We start from the raw sequence: 16,251 nt of genomic DNA, 5'->3' as shown, positions 1-16,251 counted from the left end.
CAGGGGTGGGGTGGGGCGGGGGTCAGTGCCCTCCCTCGTAGGTGTGCAGGGACTCGCTGATCTTCTCGGCGGCCGAGATCACCGCCTGGGAGTGGACGCGTCCGGGGGAGCGGGTCAGTCGCTCTATCGGGCCGGAGACCGAGACGGCGGCGATCACCCGTCCGCCGGGGCCGGCCACGGGGGCGGAGACCGAGGCCACGCCCTGTTCGCGCTCGGCCACGCTCTGGGCCCAGCGGCGTCGGCGGACCTGGGCCAGCCCCGCGGCGGTGAAGCGGGCGCCCACCAGCGAACGGCGGATGCGGTCGGAGTCCTCCCAGGCGAGGAGGACCTGGGCCGCCGAGCCCGCGTTCATGGGGAGTTCGCTGCCGACGGGCACCGTGTCGCGCAGGCCGCTGCTGCGTTCGGAGGCGGCCACGCACACGCGCAGGTCGCCCTGGCGACGGTAGAGCTGGGCGCTCTCGCCGGTCAGGTCGCGCAGCTGGACCAGGACCGGGGCGGCCACGGCCAGGAGGCGGTCCTCGCCGGTGGCGATCGACAGCTCACCCAGACGAGGGCCGAGAACGAAGCGTCCCTGGCTGTCCCTGGTCACCATGCGGTGGCGTTCCAGGGCGACGGCGAGACGGTGGGCGGTGGGGCGGGCCAGACCGGTGATCTGGACCAACTGGGCCAGCGAGGCCGGTCCCGACTCCAGGGCGTCGAGGACGGACATCGTCTTGTCCAGGACACCGACACCGCTGGATGAGCTAGAGTTGTCCATGGCTTGATATTGCCGTCTCGAAATATGGAATGCAAGTCGGCCCGTACATCCGCGCGATGGTCCCGGGCCCGCACGAGGCCAGAACCGAGACGGGCCCGAGACCCTACAGACACGAGAGAGGCGATCGCCCATGGCACGCACGATGGCCGAGAAGGTGTGGGAGGAGCACGTCGTCCGACGTGCCGAAGGCGAGCCGGACCTGCTCTACATCGACCTCCACCTCGTCCACGAGGTGACCAGCCCCCAGGCCTTCGAGGGGCTGCGACTGGCCGGTCGTTCCGTGCGTCGCCCGGACCTGACCATCGCCACCGAGGACCACAACGTCCCCACGATGGACCTCCTCGCCCCGATCGCGGACCCGGTCTCCCGCAAGCAGGTCGAGACGCTGCGCAAGAACTGCTCCGACTTCGGCGTGCACCTGTACCCCATGGGCGACATCGAGCAGGGCGTCGTCCACGTGGTCGGCCCCCAGCTGGGTCTGACCCAGCCCGGCATGACCGTCGTCTGCGGTGACAGCCACACCAGCACCCACGGCGCGTTCGGCGCGCTGGCCTTCGGTATCGGCACCAGCCAGGTCGAGCACGTCCTGGCCACCCAGACCCTGCCGATGCAGCCCTTCAAGACCATGGCCGTCACGGTCAACGGTCGCCTGAAGCCCGGTGTCTCCGCCAAGGACATCATCCTCGCCGTGATCGCGAAGATCGGCACCGGCGGCGGCCAGGGCTACGTCATCGAGTACCGGGGCGAGGCCATCGAGGCCCTGTCCATGGAGGCCCGCATGACGGTGTGCAACATGTCCATCGAGGCGGGCGCCCGCGCCGGGATGATCGCCCCGGACCAGACCACCTTCGACTACGTCCAGGGCCGCCCGCACGCGCCCCAGGGCGCCGACTTCGACGCCGCCGTGGAGCACTGGAAGAGCCTGCGGACCGACGAGGGCGCCGAGTTCGACGCCGAGGTCGTGCTGGACGCCGACGAGCTCAGCCCGTTCGTCACCTGGGGCACCAACCCGGGCCAGGGTGTTCCGCTGGACGCCTCGGTCCCCGACCCCGCCTCCTACGAGGACCCCTCGGCGCGCGCCGCCGCCGAGAAGGCCTTGGCCTACATGGACCTGAAGGCCGGAACGCCGATGCGCGAGGTCGAGGTGGACACGGTCTTCCTGGGCTCCTGCACCAACGGCCGGATCGAGGACCTGCGGGCCGCCGCCGAGATCATCCGCGGCCGCAAGGTCGCCGACGGTGTGCGCATGCTGGTGGTCCCCGGCTCCATGCGGGTCAAGGAACAGGCCAACGAGGAGGGTCTGGGTCGGGTGTTCGAGGAGGCCGGCGCCGAGTGGCGCGAGGCGGGCTGCTCCATGTGCCTGGGCATGAACCCCGACCAGCTCAAGCCGGGCGAGCGCAGCGCCTCCACCTCCAACCGCAACTTCGAGGGCCGTCAGGGCCGGGGCGGGCGTACCCACCTGGTCTCGCCGCAGGTCGCCGCCGCCACCGCGGTACGCGGCACGCTGTCCTCCCCGTCCGACCTGGCCGCCCTGTAGCGTCCCCGACCTCGTCAGGAGAGTCCTCTCATGGAGAAGTTCGACGTCCACACCGGTCGGGCCGTGCCGCTGCGCGCGAGCAACGTCGACACCGACCAGATCATCCCCGCCGTCTACCTCAAGCGCGTGAGCCGCACCGGCTTCGAGGACGGCCTGTTCGCCGAGTGGCGTAAGTCCGACCCGGACTTCGTGCTCAACCGCCCCGAGTACGAGGGCGCGTCCGTACTGGTGGCCGGGCCCGACTTCGGCACCGGTTCCTCGCGCGAGCACGCCGTGTGGGCGCTACAGGACTACGGTTTCAAGGCCGTGCTGTCGTCCCGCTTCGCCGACATCTTCCGCGGTAACTCCCTCAAGGGCGGACTGCTGACCGTCCTGTTGGAGCAGGAGGTCATCGACCGGATCTGGGCGGCCGTGGAGGCCGACCCGACGATCGAGGTGACCGTGGACCTGGTGGAGCGCGAGGTGCGCGTTCCGGCGGCGGACGTGAAGGAGTCGTTCGATTTGGACGACTACACCCGATGGCGGCTTCTGGAAGGTCTGGACGACATCGCGCTGACGCTCCGTCACACGGACGACATCTCCGCTTTCGAGACCACCCGAGAGAGCTGGAAGCCGGTCACGATCCTCTCGTGAGGGTGGTCGTAAGGCCCTTCGGGAACGGGATCGGGGGTGGATGTGACGCAGCACACCTCCGGTCCCGAATAATTTTACCTTTACTTGACGTGAGCATTCGCTTACCGTCTTTGTGTCCTTAAGGCGGGCAGCTCGGGCGCCCGGAATCCGGTTATACGTAGGCTTTTGAGGCTCGCACAAGGGGGCAAAAAGGACTCGCCCCGCGGGCTCGTCCCCTCTGTCCCATCCGTTGCGGAGCGTGACATCGCAGGTCGGGAGGGACTCGACACGCCTTCCCTACGGGCGTTTGTATTTGTGTAAGGGCCGCTGCTTCCCCTAATTTCGTGCGAGCAAGGGGGAACCGGAGGAACCTTATGAACAAGCGTGACCTGATCGACGCGATCTCCGACCGTCTCGGAGACAAGAAGACCGCGACCGAAGCGGTCAACGCTGTGCTTGAGACCATTCAGGCCACCGTGGCGTCGGGCGACAAGGTCGCCATCACGGGCTTCGGCGTTTTCGAGAAGTCCGAGCGCGCGGCTCGCACCGCTCGCAACCCCGCCACCGGCGCCACCATCAACGTCCCCGCGAGCTTCGTTCCGAAGTTCCGCGCCGGCGCTGACTTCAAGGCCCTGGTCAACGGCGACAAGAAGTAGTCCTCTCGCCCATGTGAGCGGACAGCACTCCGCCCGGACCCCTCTGGGGTCCGGGCGGAGTGCTGTCCGGGGGTCATCGGGGGAGGGCGCCCAAGAGGCGCTCAGAGCGACGCAGCGGGACGTGAGGGCTCGGAAGGCTCAATGAGCCTCTTCCGTCTCATGGGGCGCCATGCGTGCCCAGAGCGGGCGTGTACGGGGCCCCAGACCGAGCGCGGCGGCTTCGGTCAGATCCTCGGGGGTGTCCACGTCCCGGCGTACGGACTCCACCCCGACCGGTGACAGTTCGCGGGCGCCGCCCTCACGGTGCCGGCTCCGGGACCCGCCCTCGAAGGACGGAGCGAGCCGATGACCGGGGGTCGCCGCCAACAGGGTGGTCCCCACACCGGGGGAGTCCGCCAGGAAGGATCGCCCGTGCTCGGAGGCGGCCGCCAGGACCAGCCCCAACTCGTCGGGACGCAGCGCCGGCAGGTCGGCGGACATCGCGCACACCCCCGTTCGCGGGTCCCGTGCGCGCGCCGCGGCCTCCCCGTGCTCCAGGGCCGGGTTCATGCCGCCCCCGGGCTCTCCGGACACCACCACGGCCCCCAGCGACGACAGCTCCGCGTCGGCCAGGGGGTCGTCGGTCACCACGAACAACGTGTCCACGGTCGGACACGACAGCGCGGCGGAGACCGTGTCACAGGCGATCGCGAGGGCCAGCCCCTCGCGCATCGTCCCCGCCGCCCGGGCCAGCCGGCTCTTGGCCAGGCCGAGGTGCTTGACTGGGACGATCAGGGACCAGCGCACCCCGAGACACGAAGCCCCGCTCCGCTCTCCAAAGCCGGTCACGGTTCCCCCGGGACGTTGATGGGCGACGACAGTGATGAGGGTAGGTGCTCGGGATCCGGCGCGGCGCGGGCGCCCTGGGTGTGTCGAATCGAGCGTCCGAGCGGTACACCTCGGCATGGTGCGACACGTCCTAGACTGAATCGGTTGTGCTTCCGGGGCGGCGAACCCCCAGGAAGCGAGAAGTGAGGAGTCCCGTGGCCAAGCAACGAGAATCGCGATGGGTCAAGTGGGTCGTGTCCCGCATCGTGCGATTCGTCCTGTGGTTCGTGACCAAGCCCGAATGGAAGGGCACGGAGAACGTTCCGGAGCGGGGCGGGGTGATCATCGCCGCCAACCACCTGTCGGTGACCGACCCCCTGACGGTCGCCCACTTCCTCTACATCGGGGCCCGGCGCTGGCCGACCTTCACCATGAAGGACGGGGTCATGAAGATCCCCGTGGTCCGCTCGGTGGCCAGGAGCACCGGCCAGATCCCGATCAAGCGCGGCAGCGCGGACGCGGTCAAGGCGCTGGGAGCGGCCGAGAAGGCGCTCACCGAGGACGGCTCGTCGGTGATCTTCTACCCCGAGGGCACCTGTACCCGCGACCCCGACCTGTGGCCCATGACCGCCAAGAACGGTGTGGCCCGCCTGGCCCTGACCACCGGGGTCCCGGTCGTTCCGGTCGCGCACTGGGGCGAGCAGGAGATCCTCCCCTACGGTGAGAAGAGGCCCCGGCTGTTCCCGCGCAAGCGCGTGCAGTTCAAGGCGGGGCCGCCCGTGGACCTGTCGCCCTACCTGGACCGGCCCATCACGGCCACCCTGTTGGACGACGCGACCCGGGCGATCATGGCCGACATCACCGCCCTCCAGGCCGAGATCCGCGGCGAGGAGCCGCCCGCCGAACCCTTCGACTTCAAGAAGGCCCGTCAGAAGGAGGCGGAGGCCCGACGCGCCTCGGCCGAGACGGAGACGGACGAGCGACCCGAGGTCGGGGCGACCGAACCGGTCGAGGGCGATAACGGGAAGAACAACGCGGGGACATGACCGAACAGATGAGCGACCACAAGGGTGACGACGGCGCCGACCTTCGGGTCACGGTCCTGGGCAGCGGCTCCTGGGGAACGACCTTCGCCAACATCGTCGCGGACGCGGCGGACCTGGCCCGGAGGTCCGGTGAGGGGCCCGTGGCCGAGGTGGTCCTGTGGGGACGCCGCTCCTCGGTCGTCGAGGCGATCGACACGACCTCGGAGAACCCGGACTACCTTCCGGGGATCGGGCTCAACCCGCGACTGCGGGCCACCACCGACGCGGCCGAGGCCCTCGCCGGCAGCCGGGTCGTGGTGCTGGCGGTGCCCTCCCAGTCACTGCGGGCCAACCTCGCCGACTGGAAGCGGCACATCCCCGAGGACGCGGTGGTCGTCAGTCTCATGAAGGGCGTCGAACTCGGCACCCTCATGCGGATGAGTCAGGTGGTCGGCGAGGTCCTCGACTTCCCCGAAGAGCGCATCGCCGTGGTCTCCGGCCCCAACCTGGCCCGGGAGATCGCCGAACGCCAGCCGGCCACCGCCGTGGTGGCCTGCCCCCACGAACCCACGGCACGGCTCCTCCAGTCGCTCTTCAAGTCCTCCTACTTCCGCCCCTACACCAGCACCGACCTGGTCGGGGTGGAGATCGGCGGCGCGATGAAGAACGTCATCGGTCTGGCCGTGGGCGTGGCCGAGGGCATGGGCTTCGGAGACAACACCAAGGCCTCGCTCATCACCCGGGGCCTGGCCGAGACCACCCGCCTGGCGGTGACCCTGGGAGCCGACGAGCACACCCTGTCCGGACTGGCGGGGATGGGTGATCTGGTCGCGACATGCTCCTCTCCGCTGTCGCGGAACCGGACCTTCGGTGAGAAACTGGGCGCCGGTAAGACCCTCGAACAGGTCGTCGCGGAGACCAGACAGACGGCAGAGGGGGTCAAGTCCTCCGAGTCGATCCTCGAACTCGGTTGGACCCACGGTGTCGACATGCCGATCACCGAGTCCGTCGTCAAGATGATGCACCACGACCTGAGCCCCGCCGAGGCGCTCGCGGCGTTCATGTCGCGCAGCACCAAGCCGGAGCGCTACGGGGTCTGAGAGCGAGCACGATGTCACACACACCCGGCTCCGGGGTCGAGGGCGAGAACACCAGGGCGGTCTCCCCGCCCACGCCCCCCGTCCCCCGGGAACGTCCGATGCGGATGCCCGTCCACCGGGCGACCACCTACGCGTTCGACACCTCACAGGGGTTCGCCGACGTGCTGGCGGGGTCGCGGAACGGCTACTCCTACGCGCGCATCGACAGCCCCACCGTGGACGCCTTCGCGGACGCGGTCGCCGCGCTGGAGGGCGCGGGACTCCCGGACCGGGTGCGTGGCCAGGCCTTCGCCTCGGGCATGGCGGCGCTCAGCACCGTGCTGCTCTCCTTCACCGAGTCCGGTTCGCACGTGGTGGCCGCCCGCTCCATCTACGGCAACACCCATTCGCTGCTGGACCGGCTGATGCGCCGATTCGGAGTGCGGACCGACTTCGTGGACATCACCGATCTCGACGCCGTGCGCGCCGCGGTGACCTCCGAGACGAGCGTGGTGTTCACCGAGACGCTGTCCAACCCGACGATGACCGTCTCCGACCTTCCCGGTCTGGCGGAGATCTCGCGTGAGGCGGGCGCCGTCCTGGTGGTGGACTCCACGTTCGCCTCTCCGGCGGTCTGTCGTCCGTTGGAGTACGGCGCCGACGTGGTCGTGCACTCGGCCACCAAGTACCTGGGCGGCCACAGCGACACCACCGGTGGGGTGGCCGTGGCCTCACCCGCCCTGATCGACCGGATCCGGGCGGCCCGGATCGACCTGGGTCCCTGCCTGGCCCCGGACGAGGCCTACCTGCTGCACCGGGGGCTGGAGACCCTGCCGTTGCGGGTCGCGCGACAGTGCGAGACCGCCGCGGCCTTCGCCTCCGCCCTGGAGGGGCATCCCGCGGTGGAGAGGGTCGATCACCCCTCGCTGGCCTCGCACCCCCAGCACGGGCTGGCGGACGCGCTGTTCGACACCGGACGTCACGGCGCGGTGGTCACCGTGCACCCGCGCGGCGGGCGCTGGGAGGACGGTATGGCCTTCGCCGACCGGTTGAAGGTGGCGACCATCGCGGCCTCCCTGGGAGGCACCCACACCCTGGTCGGCCATGTGGCCTCGACCTCGCATCGGAACATGAGCGACGCCGAGTTGGCGGACGCCGGCATCACTCCGGGCGCCGTCCGGTTCTCCATCGGTCTGGAGGACCCACGAGACCTCATCGACGACGCCCTGGCGGCGCTCGACGAGGGACATTGACATCCGGGACATCTCATCCCGTACCGGTTCACTATTAGGCGAGATAAGGTCAGGCAGCATGTCGTCCGAGCAGCGCAAGATTCGGATCGCCGTCGTCTTCGGCGGACGTAGTTCCGAACACGAGATCTCCTGCGTCACCGCGGGCAGCGTCCTGTCCGTCATCGACCCCGACCGCTATGAGGTCGTCCCGGTCGGGATCACCCGTACCGGCAACTGGGTGCTCGCGTCGGGCGACCCCGAGAGCCTGCGCATCGACCCGGCCACCAAGGCGCTGCCGAGCGTCTCCGAGGACGGCCTCGAGTTGGCGCTGCCCTTCGACACCGCCGGACAGCTCATGACCGTGAGCCCGAGCCGGGGCACCGAGCGCCTGGCCGAGGTGGACGTGGTCCTGCCGCTGCTGCACGGGCCCTTCGGCGAGGACGGCACCATCCAGGGGCTGTTCGAGATGATGGGCGTGCGCTACGCGGGCGCCGGGGTGTTCTCCAGCGCCGCCGCCATGGACAAGGTGTTCATGAAGGCCATGCTGGTCGGCAACGGCATCCCCACCAGCCCCTACGTCGCCATCACCGCCCGCGCCTGGGAGACCGAGCGCAAGAAGGTGCTGGACGACATCGCGGAGCTGGGCACGACGGTGTTCGTCAAGCCCGCCCGGGCGGGCAGCAGCGTGGGTATCAGCAAGGTGCGCGACTCCGGTGACGCCGACGCGGTCGTCGCCGCCGTCGAGGCCGCCCGCGAGCACGACCCGAAGGTCCTGGTCGAGGCGCAGGTCGTCGGCCGTGAGATCGAATGCGGAGTCCTGGAGTCCGAGGACGGAGGGACCCCCGACGTCTCCTTCCCGGCCGAGGTGCACGTGGCCGAGGGCTTCGACTTCTACGACTTCGAGGCCAAGTACCTGTCCACGAGCGGTCTGACCATCCCCGCCGAGATTCCGGAGGAGGCCACCGCCCGCCTGCGCGCGATGGCCGCCGACGTCTTCGAGGCGATGGGTTGCGAGGGCCTGGCCCGGGTCGACTTCTTCTACACCGAGGACGGCGAGGTCCTCGTCAACGAGCTCAACACGATGCCCGGCTTCACGCCGTCGTCGGCCTTCCCGCAGATGTGGGAGGCCACCGGCGTGGACTACGCGACCCTGGTCGAGCGGATGATCACCACCGCGCTGCGTCGCTCTCCCGGGCTGCGCTGAACGCGACCGCGAACGTCGAAGGGGCGGATCCGACCATGTCGGACCCGCCCCTCACGTGTGTCTAGGGTGCCGGTGGGGGCGGACCGGAGGTGAGCCCGGTGTTCCTCGGCGGTTCGGCGGGCAGGAGCTCGCGGGCGAGGATGGTGCCGCCGGCGGTCGCCGCGGGGAAGACCACCACGGCCACGAACGGGATCGCCAGCAGGAAGTACGTGGGGATGGCGAAGCCCAGGACGCGCATCCGCCGGAGCCCCATGAAACGACGACGGTCACGGACCAGGAGCAGCCCTCGACGGTCGAAGGCGCTCGCGGTGAGCTCGATCCCCAACAGCCAGCCGCCCATCACCGCGGTCAGGACCGGGCCGATCAGCCACCCCACCAGAGGGACCAGCCCGATGAGGAAGGCGCACACCGTCACCGTCAGGGAGACCAGCACCATGCCGATCGACTGGCGGATCGCCCGCGCCACCGAGGCGGCAAGGGATTCCTCGGGGGCCTCGGGCGCACCGCCGAGGTCCTCCTCCACCATCTCGGCGATCTTGTCGTAGATCGGCGCGCCGAGGGTCAGGGTCACGGTGGTGAAGGCCACCACCATGATCAGGACCGCCCCGGCCAGGAGTGCCAGGGACAGGGCGCCGCGTACCAGCCCCTGCCAGGGGGTGTCCCAACCGTCGGCGAACGGGGTGGCCCAGGTGATCAGGCCGCCCAGGTTGGCGATCAGTGTGATCAGCGCCGCGAGGAACAGCAGTGAGGTGATGAGCGCGGGAAGGGCCCCGAGCAGGAACAGGCGTGGTCTGCGCAGAAGGAGGCCGAAGCCGCGCAGCAGTGTGCCGAGACCGGCGAGGAGCTCGTGTACGGAGTTCACCGGAAGAACCCTACCCACACGAACCCCGTCATGAGGATCTCCGGCACGGTGCCCTCAACGGACTCCTACGGATCTGTACCATCCTTGGGCGGCGAGGAGCTCCTCGTGGGTACCGGCCTGGACCACACGTCCATCGCGGATCACGTAGATCCGGTCCACCCGGTCCAGGCCGGTGAGGTCATGGGTGATGAGCAGCGTCGAGAAGCCCCGGGCGGCCGACAACAGATCCTCCACCACCGCGTCACGGGTGTCCGGGTCCAGATGCGCGGTCGGCTCGTCCAACACCAGTACCCGGGGCGCCGCCAGGACGGCACGGGCCAGGGCCAGACGCTGACGCATCCCCCCGCTCAACCCCAGGCCGTGCGACCCCACCCGGGTGTCCAGCCCCCGGGGCATCGCCTCGACGTCGTGGGCCAGCCGGGCCCGGCGCAGGGCCTCCCACAGCTCCTCGTCGTCGGCCCCCGGACGGGCCAGACGCAGGTTCTCCCGGAGGGTGGAGGCGAACACGTGCGGATCCTGGGGCACGCCGGAGACGACCCCGCGCACCTCGTCGGCGGGACGATCGGTGATGTCGGTTCCGCCGACCTCCACCCGGCCGCCGTCCGGGTCCCGGAAACGCAGCAGGATCGAGGCGAGCGTGCTCTTGCCCGCCCCGCTCGGTCCGATCACGGCCACGGTCGCCCCGGCGGGGATCTCCAGATCGATCCCGTCCAGGGCCCAGGGCTCGTCGGGGCCGTAGCGGACCCGCAGTCCCTCGACCCGGACCGAGGCCTCGGTGTCGGGGTCGATGACCGGCGTTCCGCCGTCCCGTTCGCGTTCCTCGTCGACGGTGATGGCGGGAGGGGTGTCCAGGACACCGAAGAGCCGTGCGCCGCTCTCCCGGATCGCCCCCAGCCTGGCCGCGACGGCGGGCAGCGGGGCGACGATCTCGAAGGCGGCGAGCGTGGTCAGCACCAGCACGGCCAGAGCGGTGGCGTCGATGCTCCCGTCCTCGACCGCGAGCACCCCCAGGAACAGGGCGCCCCACACCGTCAGACCGGTGATCAGGGCATGGGCCCCGGCGCTCAGCCCGAGCGTCGCGGCGTCGCGCCGGGCCACCCGGGTGAGTTCGGCGTCGGCCTCCTCGACCTTGGCGACCTGGCGGTCCATGGCGCCGTAGGCGATCAGGTCCGGAGCGCCCTGGAGGGTGTCCACCAGGGTGGTGGACAGTGTCCCCCGGGCCCGCGCCTCCCGCCGCCCCGGCCCCCGGCTCAGGGCCGCCGCCATCAGCGGGACCGCGAGCCCGGCGAGCAGCAGGCCCCCGGCCAGCAGCATCCCGCCGGGCACGTACACGACGGTCAGGAAGAGCACGGTGGCCCCACCGGTGACCACCGACACCAGCGGCGGGGTGAGCCCGCGCACCAGTAGGTCCAGGGTGGACTCGGTGTCGTTGACCAGGCGGGAGACCAGGTCGCCCGACCGGAAACGGCCGAACGGTTCGGTGCGGGCCAGGCGCTCGTACACCCTGACCCGTACCTCGGCCAGAGTGCGGAAGGCGGCGTCGTGGGTGACCAGCCGCTCCATGTAGCGGCTCACCCCCTTGGAGACACCGAGGGCCCGGGTGGCGACGACGGCCACGCTCAGAGCGGTGATCGAGGGGTGGTCGGCGGCGGTGGCCAACATCCACGCGGCCACTCCCAGCAGGGCCACCCCGGAGCCGGTGGCGGCGGCGCCGAGCAGGACCCCCAGCGCGAAACGGGCGCTCCGCGGGCGGGCCAGGGCGATCATCCGTCGTAGGGGGTCCCGGCGTCGTTCGCGTTCGTCGACGAACAGCGGGTCGGTGGGGGTGGACGGGCCGGTCATCGGACGATCCCCTCGGTCGGCAGCGGCAGGTGGGCGGTGCGCAGATGCGCTCCGGACACGGACTCGGCCCACCCCGTGTCGTGGGCGACGATCACCGCGGTGCGCCCCTCCAGCAGGCGGGCCACGGCCGTGCGCACGGCGGCGGCGTTCTCGGGGTCCAGATGCGCGGTGGGCTCGTCCAGAAGTACCAAGGGGGCGTCGCGGCACAGGGCGCGGGCCAAAGCGATCCTCTGCCGTTGTCCGGCGGACAGACGCGCACCGCGTTCGCCGAGCAGGGTGTCGTAGCCCTGGGGCAGCGCGGAGACGAAGTCGTGGGCCTCGGCCATCCGGGCGGCCCGGCGTACCCGTTCCATGTCGGCGTCGGGAGCGCCCAAACGGATGTTGTCGGCCACCGACACGTCGAAGAGGTAGGGGTGCTGGGGCACCCAGGCGATGCCCAGGCGCCAGTCGTCGGCGGCCACGGAGTCCAAAGCCACCGGTTCGCCGTTCGGAGGGCGGACGGTGATCCGTCCCTCCGTGGGTTCGGCGAGCCGGAGCAGCAGGGACAACAGGGAGGTCTTGCCCGAACCACTGGGGCCGGTGAGCAACAGATGTTCCCCCGCGCGCAGGGTCAGGTCCACCCCGGACAGGGCGGGCACGTCCCGTCCCGGGTAGCGCAGCCCCACCCCCTCGAAGCGGATGTCGCCGGAGGCGGCGGGCGAGGGGCGTCCGGTCGGGGCCGGTCGGGGGCGGTCACCGCCGCCGTCACGTCGGCGCTCCAATTCGGTGAAGACCTGGTCGGCGGCGGCGACGCCCTCCATGCTCGCGTGGAACCGGGCTCCGACCTCGCGCAGCGGAAGGTAGGCCTCGGGGGCCAGGATCAGCACGAGCAGGGCGGTCTGGTAGTCCATGTGGCCGCCCAACAGGCGCAGGCCCACCTCGACCGCGACCAGCGCCACCGCGAGAGTGGCGAGCAGTTCCAGGGCGAAGGAGGACAGGAAGGCGATCCGCAGGGTTCCCATGGTGGCCTTGCGGTGGTCCTCGCCCACCTGCCGGATGATGGCGGCCTGCGCCTTGGCCCGCCGGAACACGGCCAGGGTGGGCAGCCCCTCCACGACGTCGAGGAAGTGCCCGCCCAACCGGCTCAACAGCCTCCACTGACGTTCGGTGCGCTGCTGGGTGTGCATCCCGATCAGGGCCATGAAGATCGGGATGAGCGGCAGGGTCACCAGGATGACGATCCCGGAGATCCAGTCCGCCCAGAACACCACGGCCAGCACCGCCACGGGCACGATCGCGGACAGGACCAGCTGGGGCAGGTACCGGGAGAAGTACTCGTCGAGGGCGTCCAGGCCCCGGGTGGCGAGGGTGGCGAGCTCCCCGGCCTGGGGAGAGCCGCCATCACCGTCGTCGTCCTCGGCCGCCCACACCCGGCCGGGACCGGTCACGTGGGCGACGAGCTCGCGGCGCAGCTGCGACTTGGTGCGGGCCGCGCTGTGCAGGGCCGAGGTCTCGGAGAGGTAGGACAGCAGGGCGCGCGCCACGGCGACACCGGCGACCGCGGCGATCATCCAGCCGACGACGTCCATCCCTTCCCCGGCCCAGACCCCGGTGATGACACGGGACAGCAGCCAGGCCTGGGCGAGGATCAGCCCGGTGATCAGTACACCGCTGACGACGGTGACGGCCAGATGGGAGCGGACCGCGCTCGCGGTGCGGACCAGACGCGGATCGAGCGGTTTCATGCGCGGAGGACCTCATATGGTCGTCGGGGCCGGTCTCTCGGGGGAGGCGGCTCGGTCGGGCACGGGGTACGCCGCACCCAGTATCCCCTTCGGGGCGCGGAACGCCGTGCCCTCCGCCCCCCGGGGCGATACGGGGGAGCGGAGGGCACGGCGTTCCGGTCACGGCGGTGGTCAGGCGACCTTCTCGGGTTCCGGCTCGGCCCCTCCGTCCACGGTGGCGCCGGTGATCTGCTCGCCGGTGACCCGCTTGCGGAACACCCAGTAGCTCCAGGCCTGGTAGCCCAGGATCACGGGGAGGGCCACCAGCGTCAGCCAGGTCATGACGGTGAGGGTGTAGTCGGCCGAGGCGGCGTTCTCGATGGTGAGCGAGTACGCCGGGTCCGTGGTCGATGGCAGCACGTTCGGATACAGCGCGCCGAACACCGTCACGGTCAGGGTGAGCACGGCCACCGCCATGGCCGTGAACGACCATCCCTCGCGTCCCTGCCAGGTCAAGAGGACCCCGAGGACCAGCGCGGCCACCGCGGCCACCGCGGTGACGGCGGTCCAGCCCTGGCCGTGGGCGCTCTGGGTCCACCCCAGGAACGCGGCGCTCGCGGGCAGCGCCACCACGGCGCTGCCCAGCGCGGCCTTACGGGAGCGCACCCGGACCGGACCGTCGGTCTTCAGCGCCAGGAAGACGGCGCCGTGCAGGGTGAACAGGGCCAGGGTCGTGAGCCCGCCCAACAGCGCGTAGGGCGAGAACAGGTCGAGCGGGCCGGCGGTGACGATGTGGTCGGCGTCCATGGCCACGCCCTGGACGAGGTTGGCGAAGAGCACCCCCCACAGGAAGGAGGGCACCACGCTGCCGAGGAAGATCGCCCGGTCCCAGACGTCGCGCCAGCGGTCGCTGTCGTGGCTGCTGCGGTACTTGAAGGCCACGCCGCGGGCGATGAGCGCGATGAGGATCGCCAGGACCGGGAGGTAGAACCCGCTGAGCATCGACGCGTACCAGGGCGGGAACGCCGCGAAGGTCGCGCCGACCGCGGTGAGCAGCCACACCTCGTTCGCGCTCCAGACGGGACCGATGGAGTTGATGGCGACCCTGCGTTCGATGGAGTTCCGCCGGCCGGTGAAGGGCAGGAGCACCCCGACCCCGAAGTCGAACCCCTCCAGGAAGAAGTAGCCGGTCCACAGGACCGCGATGGCCACGAACCAGATCAGTGCGAGATCCATCCGATGCTCCTAGTAGCTGAAGTGGGGGAGGGCGGATTCGTCCTTGTCGTCCTTCAGATCGGGGACGAGGTGGGTGGGGCCCTTCTTGACGTACTTCCAGAGCAGTCCGACCTCCACCACGAAGAGCACCCCGTACACGGCGGTGAAGACGGCCAGGCTCGTGGCCACGGTGGCGAGGTCGACGCCGGGGGAGACGCTCTCCGCGGTGAGGAGTTCACCGTGCACGGTCCAGGGCTGGCGGCCCATCTCGGTGAGGACCCAGCCGAAGATGTTGGCCAGCAGCGCCGCGGGGAGGGCGGCCATCGCCGCGTAGTAGAACCACCGGTGACGGGGCAGCCGCTCGCGGCCGCGCATGAGCAGGAGGCCGACGGCGGCGACGGCGACACCGAACATGCCCAGCCCCATCATGAGGCGGAAGGACCAGTAGACGACGAACACGTTCGGGATGTAGTTCCCGGGGCCGTAGTACTCCTCGTAGGCCTCCTGGAGGTCGTTCATGCCGTGCACCTCGCCGTCGAAGTGCCCGGTGGCCAGGAAGCTGAGGACGTTGGGGATCGTGACGTCGATGGGGTTGTGGCGGGCCTCGGTGTCCCCGACCGCGAACGTGGAGAAGGGCGCGCCCTCCTCGGTGTCCCACAGGGCCTCGGCGGCGGCGAGCTTCATGGGTTCGAACTCGGCGGCGAGCTTGGCCTGGTTGTCTCCGGAGAGGACGGTGAACGCGCCGGCGACGAGGACGACGACGAGGCCGACCTTCATGGCGCCGCGGAACAGGGCGCGTTCGCTCGTGGAGGGGGCCACCCCGGTCTCACCGGTGTCACCGTGCTCGATGTCGCGCCAGAGCTTGAAGGCGCAGACCGCGACGACGAAGAGTCCGGCGGTGATGAAGGCGGCGCCGACGGTGTGGATGTAGGTGGACCAGGCCTGGTCGTTGGTGAGCACGGCCCAGATGTCGTTGAGCTCGGCGCGGCCGGTCTCCTCGTTGATCTCGTAGCCGACCGGGTTCCGCATCCAGGCGTTGGCGGCCAGGATGAAGTAGGCCGACAGGTTGGTTCCGATCGCGACCAGCCAGATGCAGGCCAGGTGAACGCCTCGGGGGAGACGGTGCCAGCCGAAGATCCACAGGCCGATGAAGGTGGACTCCAGGAAGAAGGCGAGCAGGGCCTCCATGGCCAGGGGTGCTCCGAAGACGTCGCCGACGAAGCGGGAGTACTCGCTCCAGTTCATGCCGAACTGGAACTCCTGCACGATGCCGGTGACCACGCCCATGGCGAAGTTGATCAGGAACAACTTGCCGAAGAACTGGGTGGCCTGAAGGTACTCGTGGCGTCCCGTGCGGTACCAGAAGGTCTGGAGGATGGCCACGATGAACGACAGTCCGATGGTCAGGGGCACGAACAGGAAGTGGTAGATCGTGGTGACCCCGAACTGCCATCGCGCCAGGTCTAGAGCTTCCATGTACGCCTCTCAAGTACCGACTGCCGGTAGTACTACAAACTGTAGTGCTACGAGTTGTCGTAATCGAGGGACCCCCCTGTGAAACAGGGCTCACCCGGCTCCGCGTCGGTGTCGAGGGCACGAGAACGGCGGCGCGCGCCCCCGGGGCCGGGGGGGCCCCCCCGGGGGGAGGCCCTGGGGGGGGGGGGGGGGGGCCCGGGGGGGGGGGGGGGGGGGGGGGGGCGGCGGGGGCCCGGGGCGACCG

14 protein-coding genes are annotated in these 16,251 nt (G+C 70.3%); 7 read left to right on the top strand and 7 right to left on the bottom strand.

The features are described 5' to 3' along the window. Positions 1-22: 22 nt before the first annotated feature. On the bottom strand, positions 23-709 hold the full coding sequence (locus U9J66_RS21560) for an IclR family transcriptional regulator (protein WP_014909127.1): 687 nt from the start codon (positions 707-709) through the stop codon (positions 23-25). 178 nt (positions 710-887) lie between these two features. On the opposite strand from U9J66_RS21560, the gene leuC reads away from it, so the two are divergent. The 3 genes from leuC (at position 888) to U9J66_RS21545 (ending at position 3,562) form a co-directional block, all read left to right on the top strand. Further along, complete coding sequence (gene leuC, locus U9J66_RS21555) at positions 888-2,294, top strand: 3-isopropylmalate dehydratase large subunit (protein ID WP_014909429.1); 1,407 nt, start codon at positions 888-890, stop codon at positions 2,292-2,294. 30 nt (positions 2,295-2,324) lie between these two features. Further along, complete coding sequence (leuD, locus tag U9J66_RS21550) at positions 2,325-2,927, top strand: 3-isopropylmalate dehydratase small subunit (protein ID WP_017535477.1); 603 nt, start codon at positions 2,325-2,327, stop codon at positions 2,925-2,927. A gap of 353 nt (positions 2,928-3,280) precedes the next feature. Then, complete coding sequence (locus U9J66_RS21545) at positions 3,281-3,562, top strand: HU family DNA-binding protein (RefSeq protein ID WP_014910144.1); 282 nt, start codon at positions 3,281-3,283, stop codon at positions 3,560-3,562. 138 nt (positions 3,563-3,700) lie between these two features. Here the strand turns inward: U9J66_RS21545 and cofC are convergent, their stop codons facing one another. After that, positions 3,701-4,348 (bottom strand): 2-phospho-L-lactate guanylyltransferase, encoded by a 648-nt coding sequence (cofC, locus tag U9J66_RS21540; RefSeq protein WP_161111305.1) that lies wholly within the window; start codon positions 4,346-4,348, stop codon positions 3,701-3,703. 236 nt (positions 4,349-4,584) lie between these two features. Here cofC and U9J66_RS21535 point away from each other — a divergent pair, with 236 nt between their 5' ends. The 4 genes from U9J66_RS21535 to U9J66_RS21520 are packed head-to-tail and all read left to right on the top strand — an operon-like array spanning position 4,585 to position 8,909. Further along, on the top strand, positions 4,585-5,415 hold the full coding sequence (locus U9J66_RS21535) for a lysophospholipid acyltransferase family protein (RefSeq protein ID WP_161111306.1): 831 nt from the start codon (positions 4,585-4,587) through the stop codon (positions 5,413-5,415). Next, entirely contained in the window at positions 5,412-6,494 is a 1,083-nt protein-coding gene (locus U9J66_RS21530; protein ID WP_202421568.1) for an NAD(P)H-dependent glycerol-3-phosphate dehydrogenase, read from the top strand. The genes U9J66_RS21535 and U9J66_RS21530 overlap by 4 nt, the downstream gene beginning before the upstream one ends. Before the next feature lie 11 nt (positions 6,495-6,505). Continuing rightward, complete coding sequence (locus U9J66_RS21525; protein ID WP_326338505.1) at positions 6,506-7,726, top strand: trans-sulfuration enzyme family protein; 1,221 nt, start codon at positions 6,506-6,508, stop codon at positions 7,724-7,726. Between the two features lie 58 nt (positions 7,727-7,784). Further along, positions 7,785-8,909, top strand: coding sequence for a D-alanine--D-alanine ligase family protein (locus tag U9J66_RS21520; RefSeq protein ID WP_017535482.1), 1,125 nt, complete (start codon positions 7,785-7,787; stop codon positions 8,907-8,909). Between the two features lie 61 nt (positions 8,910-8,970). On the opposite strand, the gene U9J66_RS21515 is transcribed toward U9J66_RS21520, so the two are convergent. From U9J66_RS21515 to U9J66_RS21495, 5 genes are all read right to left on the bottom strand, one after another. Beyond that, positions 8,971-9,771, bottom strand: coding sequence for an EI24 domain-containing protein (locus U9J66_RS21515; protein ID WP_014910471.1), 801 nt, complete (start codon positions 9,769-9,771; stop codon positions 8,971-8,973). 54 nt (positions 9,772-9,825) lie between these two features. Then, positions 9,826-11,613 carry a thiol reductant ABC exporter subunit CydC gene (gene cydC, locus U9J66_RS21510; protein ID WP_326338504.1) on the bottom strand — a complete coding sequence of 596 codons (1,788 nt, stop codon included), beginning with the start codon at positions 11,611-11,613 and terminating at the stop codon, positions 9,826-9,828. Continuing rightward, positions 11,610-13,337, bottom strand: coding sequence for a thiol reductant ABC exporter subunit CydD (gene cydD, locus U9J66_RS21505; RefSeq protein WP_326338502.1), 1,728 nt, complete (start codon positions 13,335-13,337; stop codon positions 11,610-11,612). The genes cydC and cydD overlap by 4 nt, the downstream gene beginning before the upstream one ends. A 171-nt stretch (positions 13,338-13,508) precedes the next feature. After that, the gene (gene cydB, locus U9J66_RS21500) at positions 13,509-14,552 is read right to left on the bottom strand and encodes a cytochrome d ubiquinol oxidase subunit II (RefSeq protein WP_017535486.1); all 1,044 of its coding nucleotides are present in this window, start codon (positions 14,550-14,552) and stop codon (positions 13,509-13,511) included. A gap of 9 nt (positions 14,553-14,561) precedes the next feature. Next, positions 14,562-16,007 carry a cytochrome ubiquinol oxidase subunit I gene (locus U9J66_RS21495; protein WP_161111312.1) on the bottom strand — a complete coding sequence of 482 codons (1,446 nt, stop codon included), beginning with the start codon at positions 16,005-16,007 and terminating at the stop codon, positions 14,562-14,564. Positions 16,008-16,251 lie beyond the last annotated feature (244 nt).

Source organism: Nocardiopsis sp. LDBS1602, from assembly GCF_035818715.1.
GTDB classification, from domain to species: Bacteria; Actinomycetota; Actinomycetes; order Streptosporangiales; family Streptosporangiaceae; genus Nocardiopsis; species Nocardiopsis alba.
This window is presented reverse-complemented; position numbering and strand designations above follow the sequence as displayed.

Bases quoted from the DNA above. Each gene is read 5' to 3' on its own strand.
- U9J66_RS21560 (WP_014909127.1), bottom strand. From the start codon at position 709: ATGTCCGTCCTCGACGCCCTGGAGTCGGGACCGGCCTCGCTGGCCCAG.
- leuC (WP_014909429.1), top strand. From the start codon at position 888: ATGGCACGCACGATGGCCGAGAAGGTGTGGGAGGAGCACGTCGTCCGA.
- leuD (WP_017535477.1), top strand. From the start codon at position 2,325: ATGGAGAAGTTCGACGTCCACACCGGTCGGGCCGTGCCGCTGCGCGCG.
- U9J66_RS21545 (WP_014910144.1), top strand. From the start codon at position 3,281: ATGAACAAGCGTGACCTGATCGACGCGATCTCCGACCGTCTCGGAGAC.
- U9J66_RS21530 (WP_202421568.1), top strand. From the start codon at position 5,412: ATGACCGAACAGATGAGCGACCACAAGGGTGACGACGGCGCCGACCTT.
- U9J66_RS21525 (WP_326338505.1), top strand. From the start codon at position 6,506: ATGTCACACACACCCGGCTCCGGGGTCGAGGGCGAGAACACCAGGGCG.
- U9J66_RS21520 (WP_017535482.1), top strand. From the start codon at position 7,785: ATGTCGTCCGAGCAGCGCAAGATTCGGATCGCCGTCGTCTTCGGCGGA.
- cydC (WP_326338504.1), bottom strand. From the start codon at position 11,613: ATGACCGGCCCGTCCACCCCCACCGACCCGCTGTTCGTCGACGAACGC.
- cydD (WP_326338502.1), bottom strand. From the start codon at position 13,337: ATGAAACCGCTCGATCCGCGTCTGGTCCGCACCGCGAGCGCGGTCCGC.
- cydB (WP_017535486.1), bottom strand. From the start codon at position 14,552: ATGGATCTCGCACTGATCTGGTTCGTGGCCATCGCGGTCCTGTGGACC.
- U9J66_RS21495 (WP_161111312.1), bottom strand. From the start codon at position 16,007: ATGGAAGCTCTAGACCTGGCGCGATGGCAGTTCGGGGTCACCACGATC.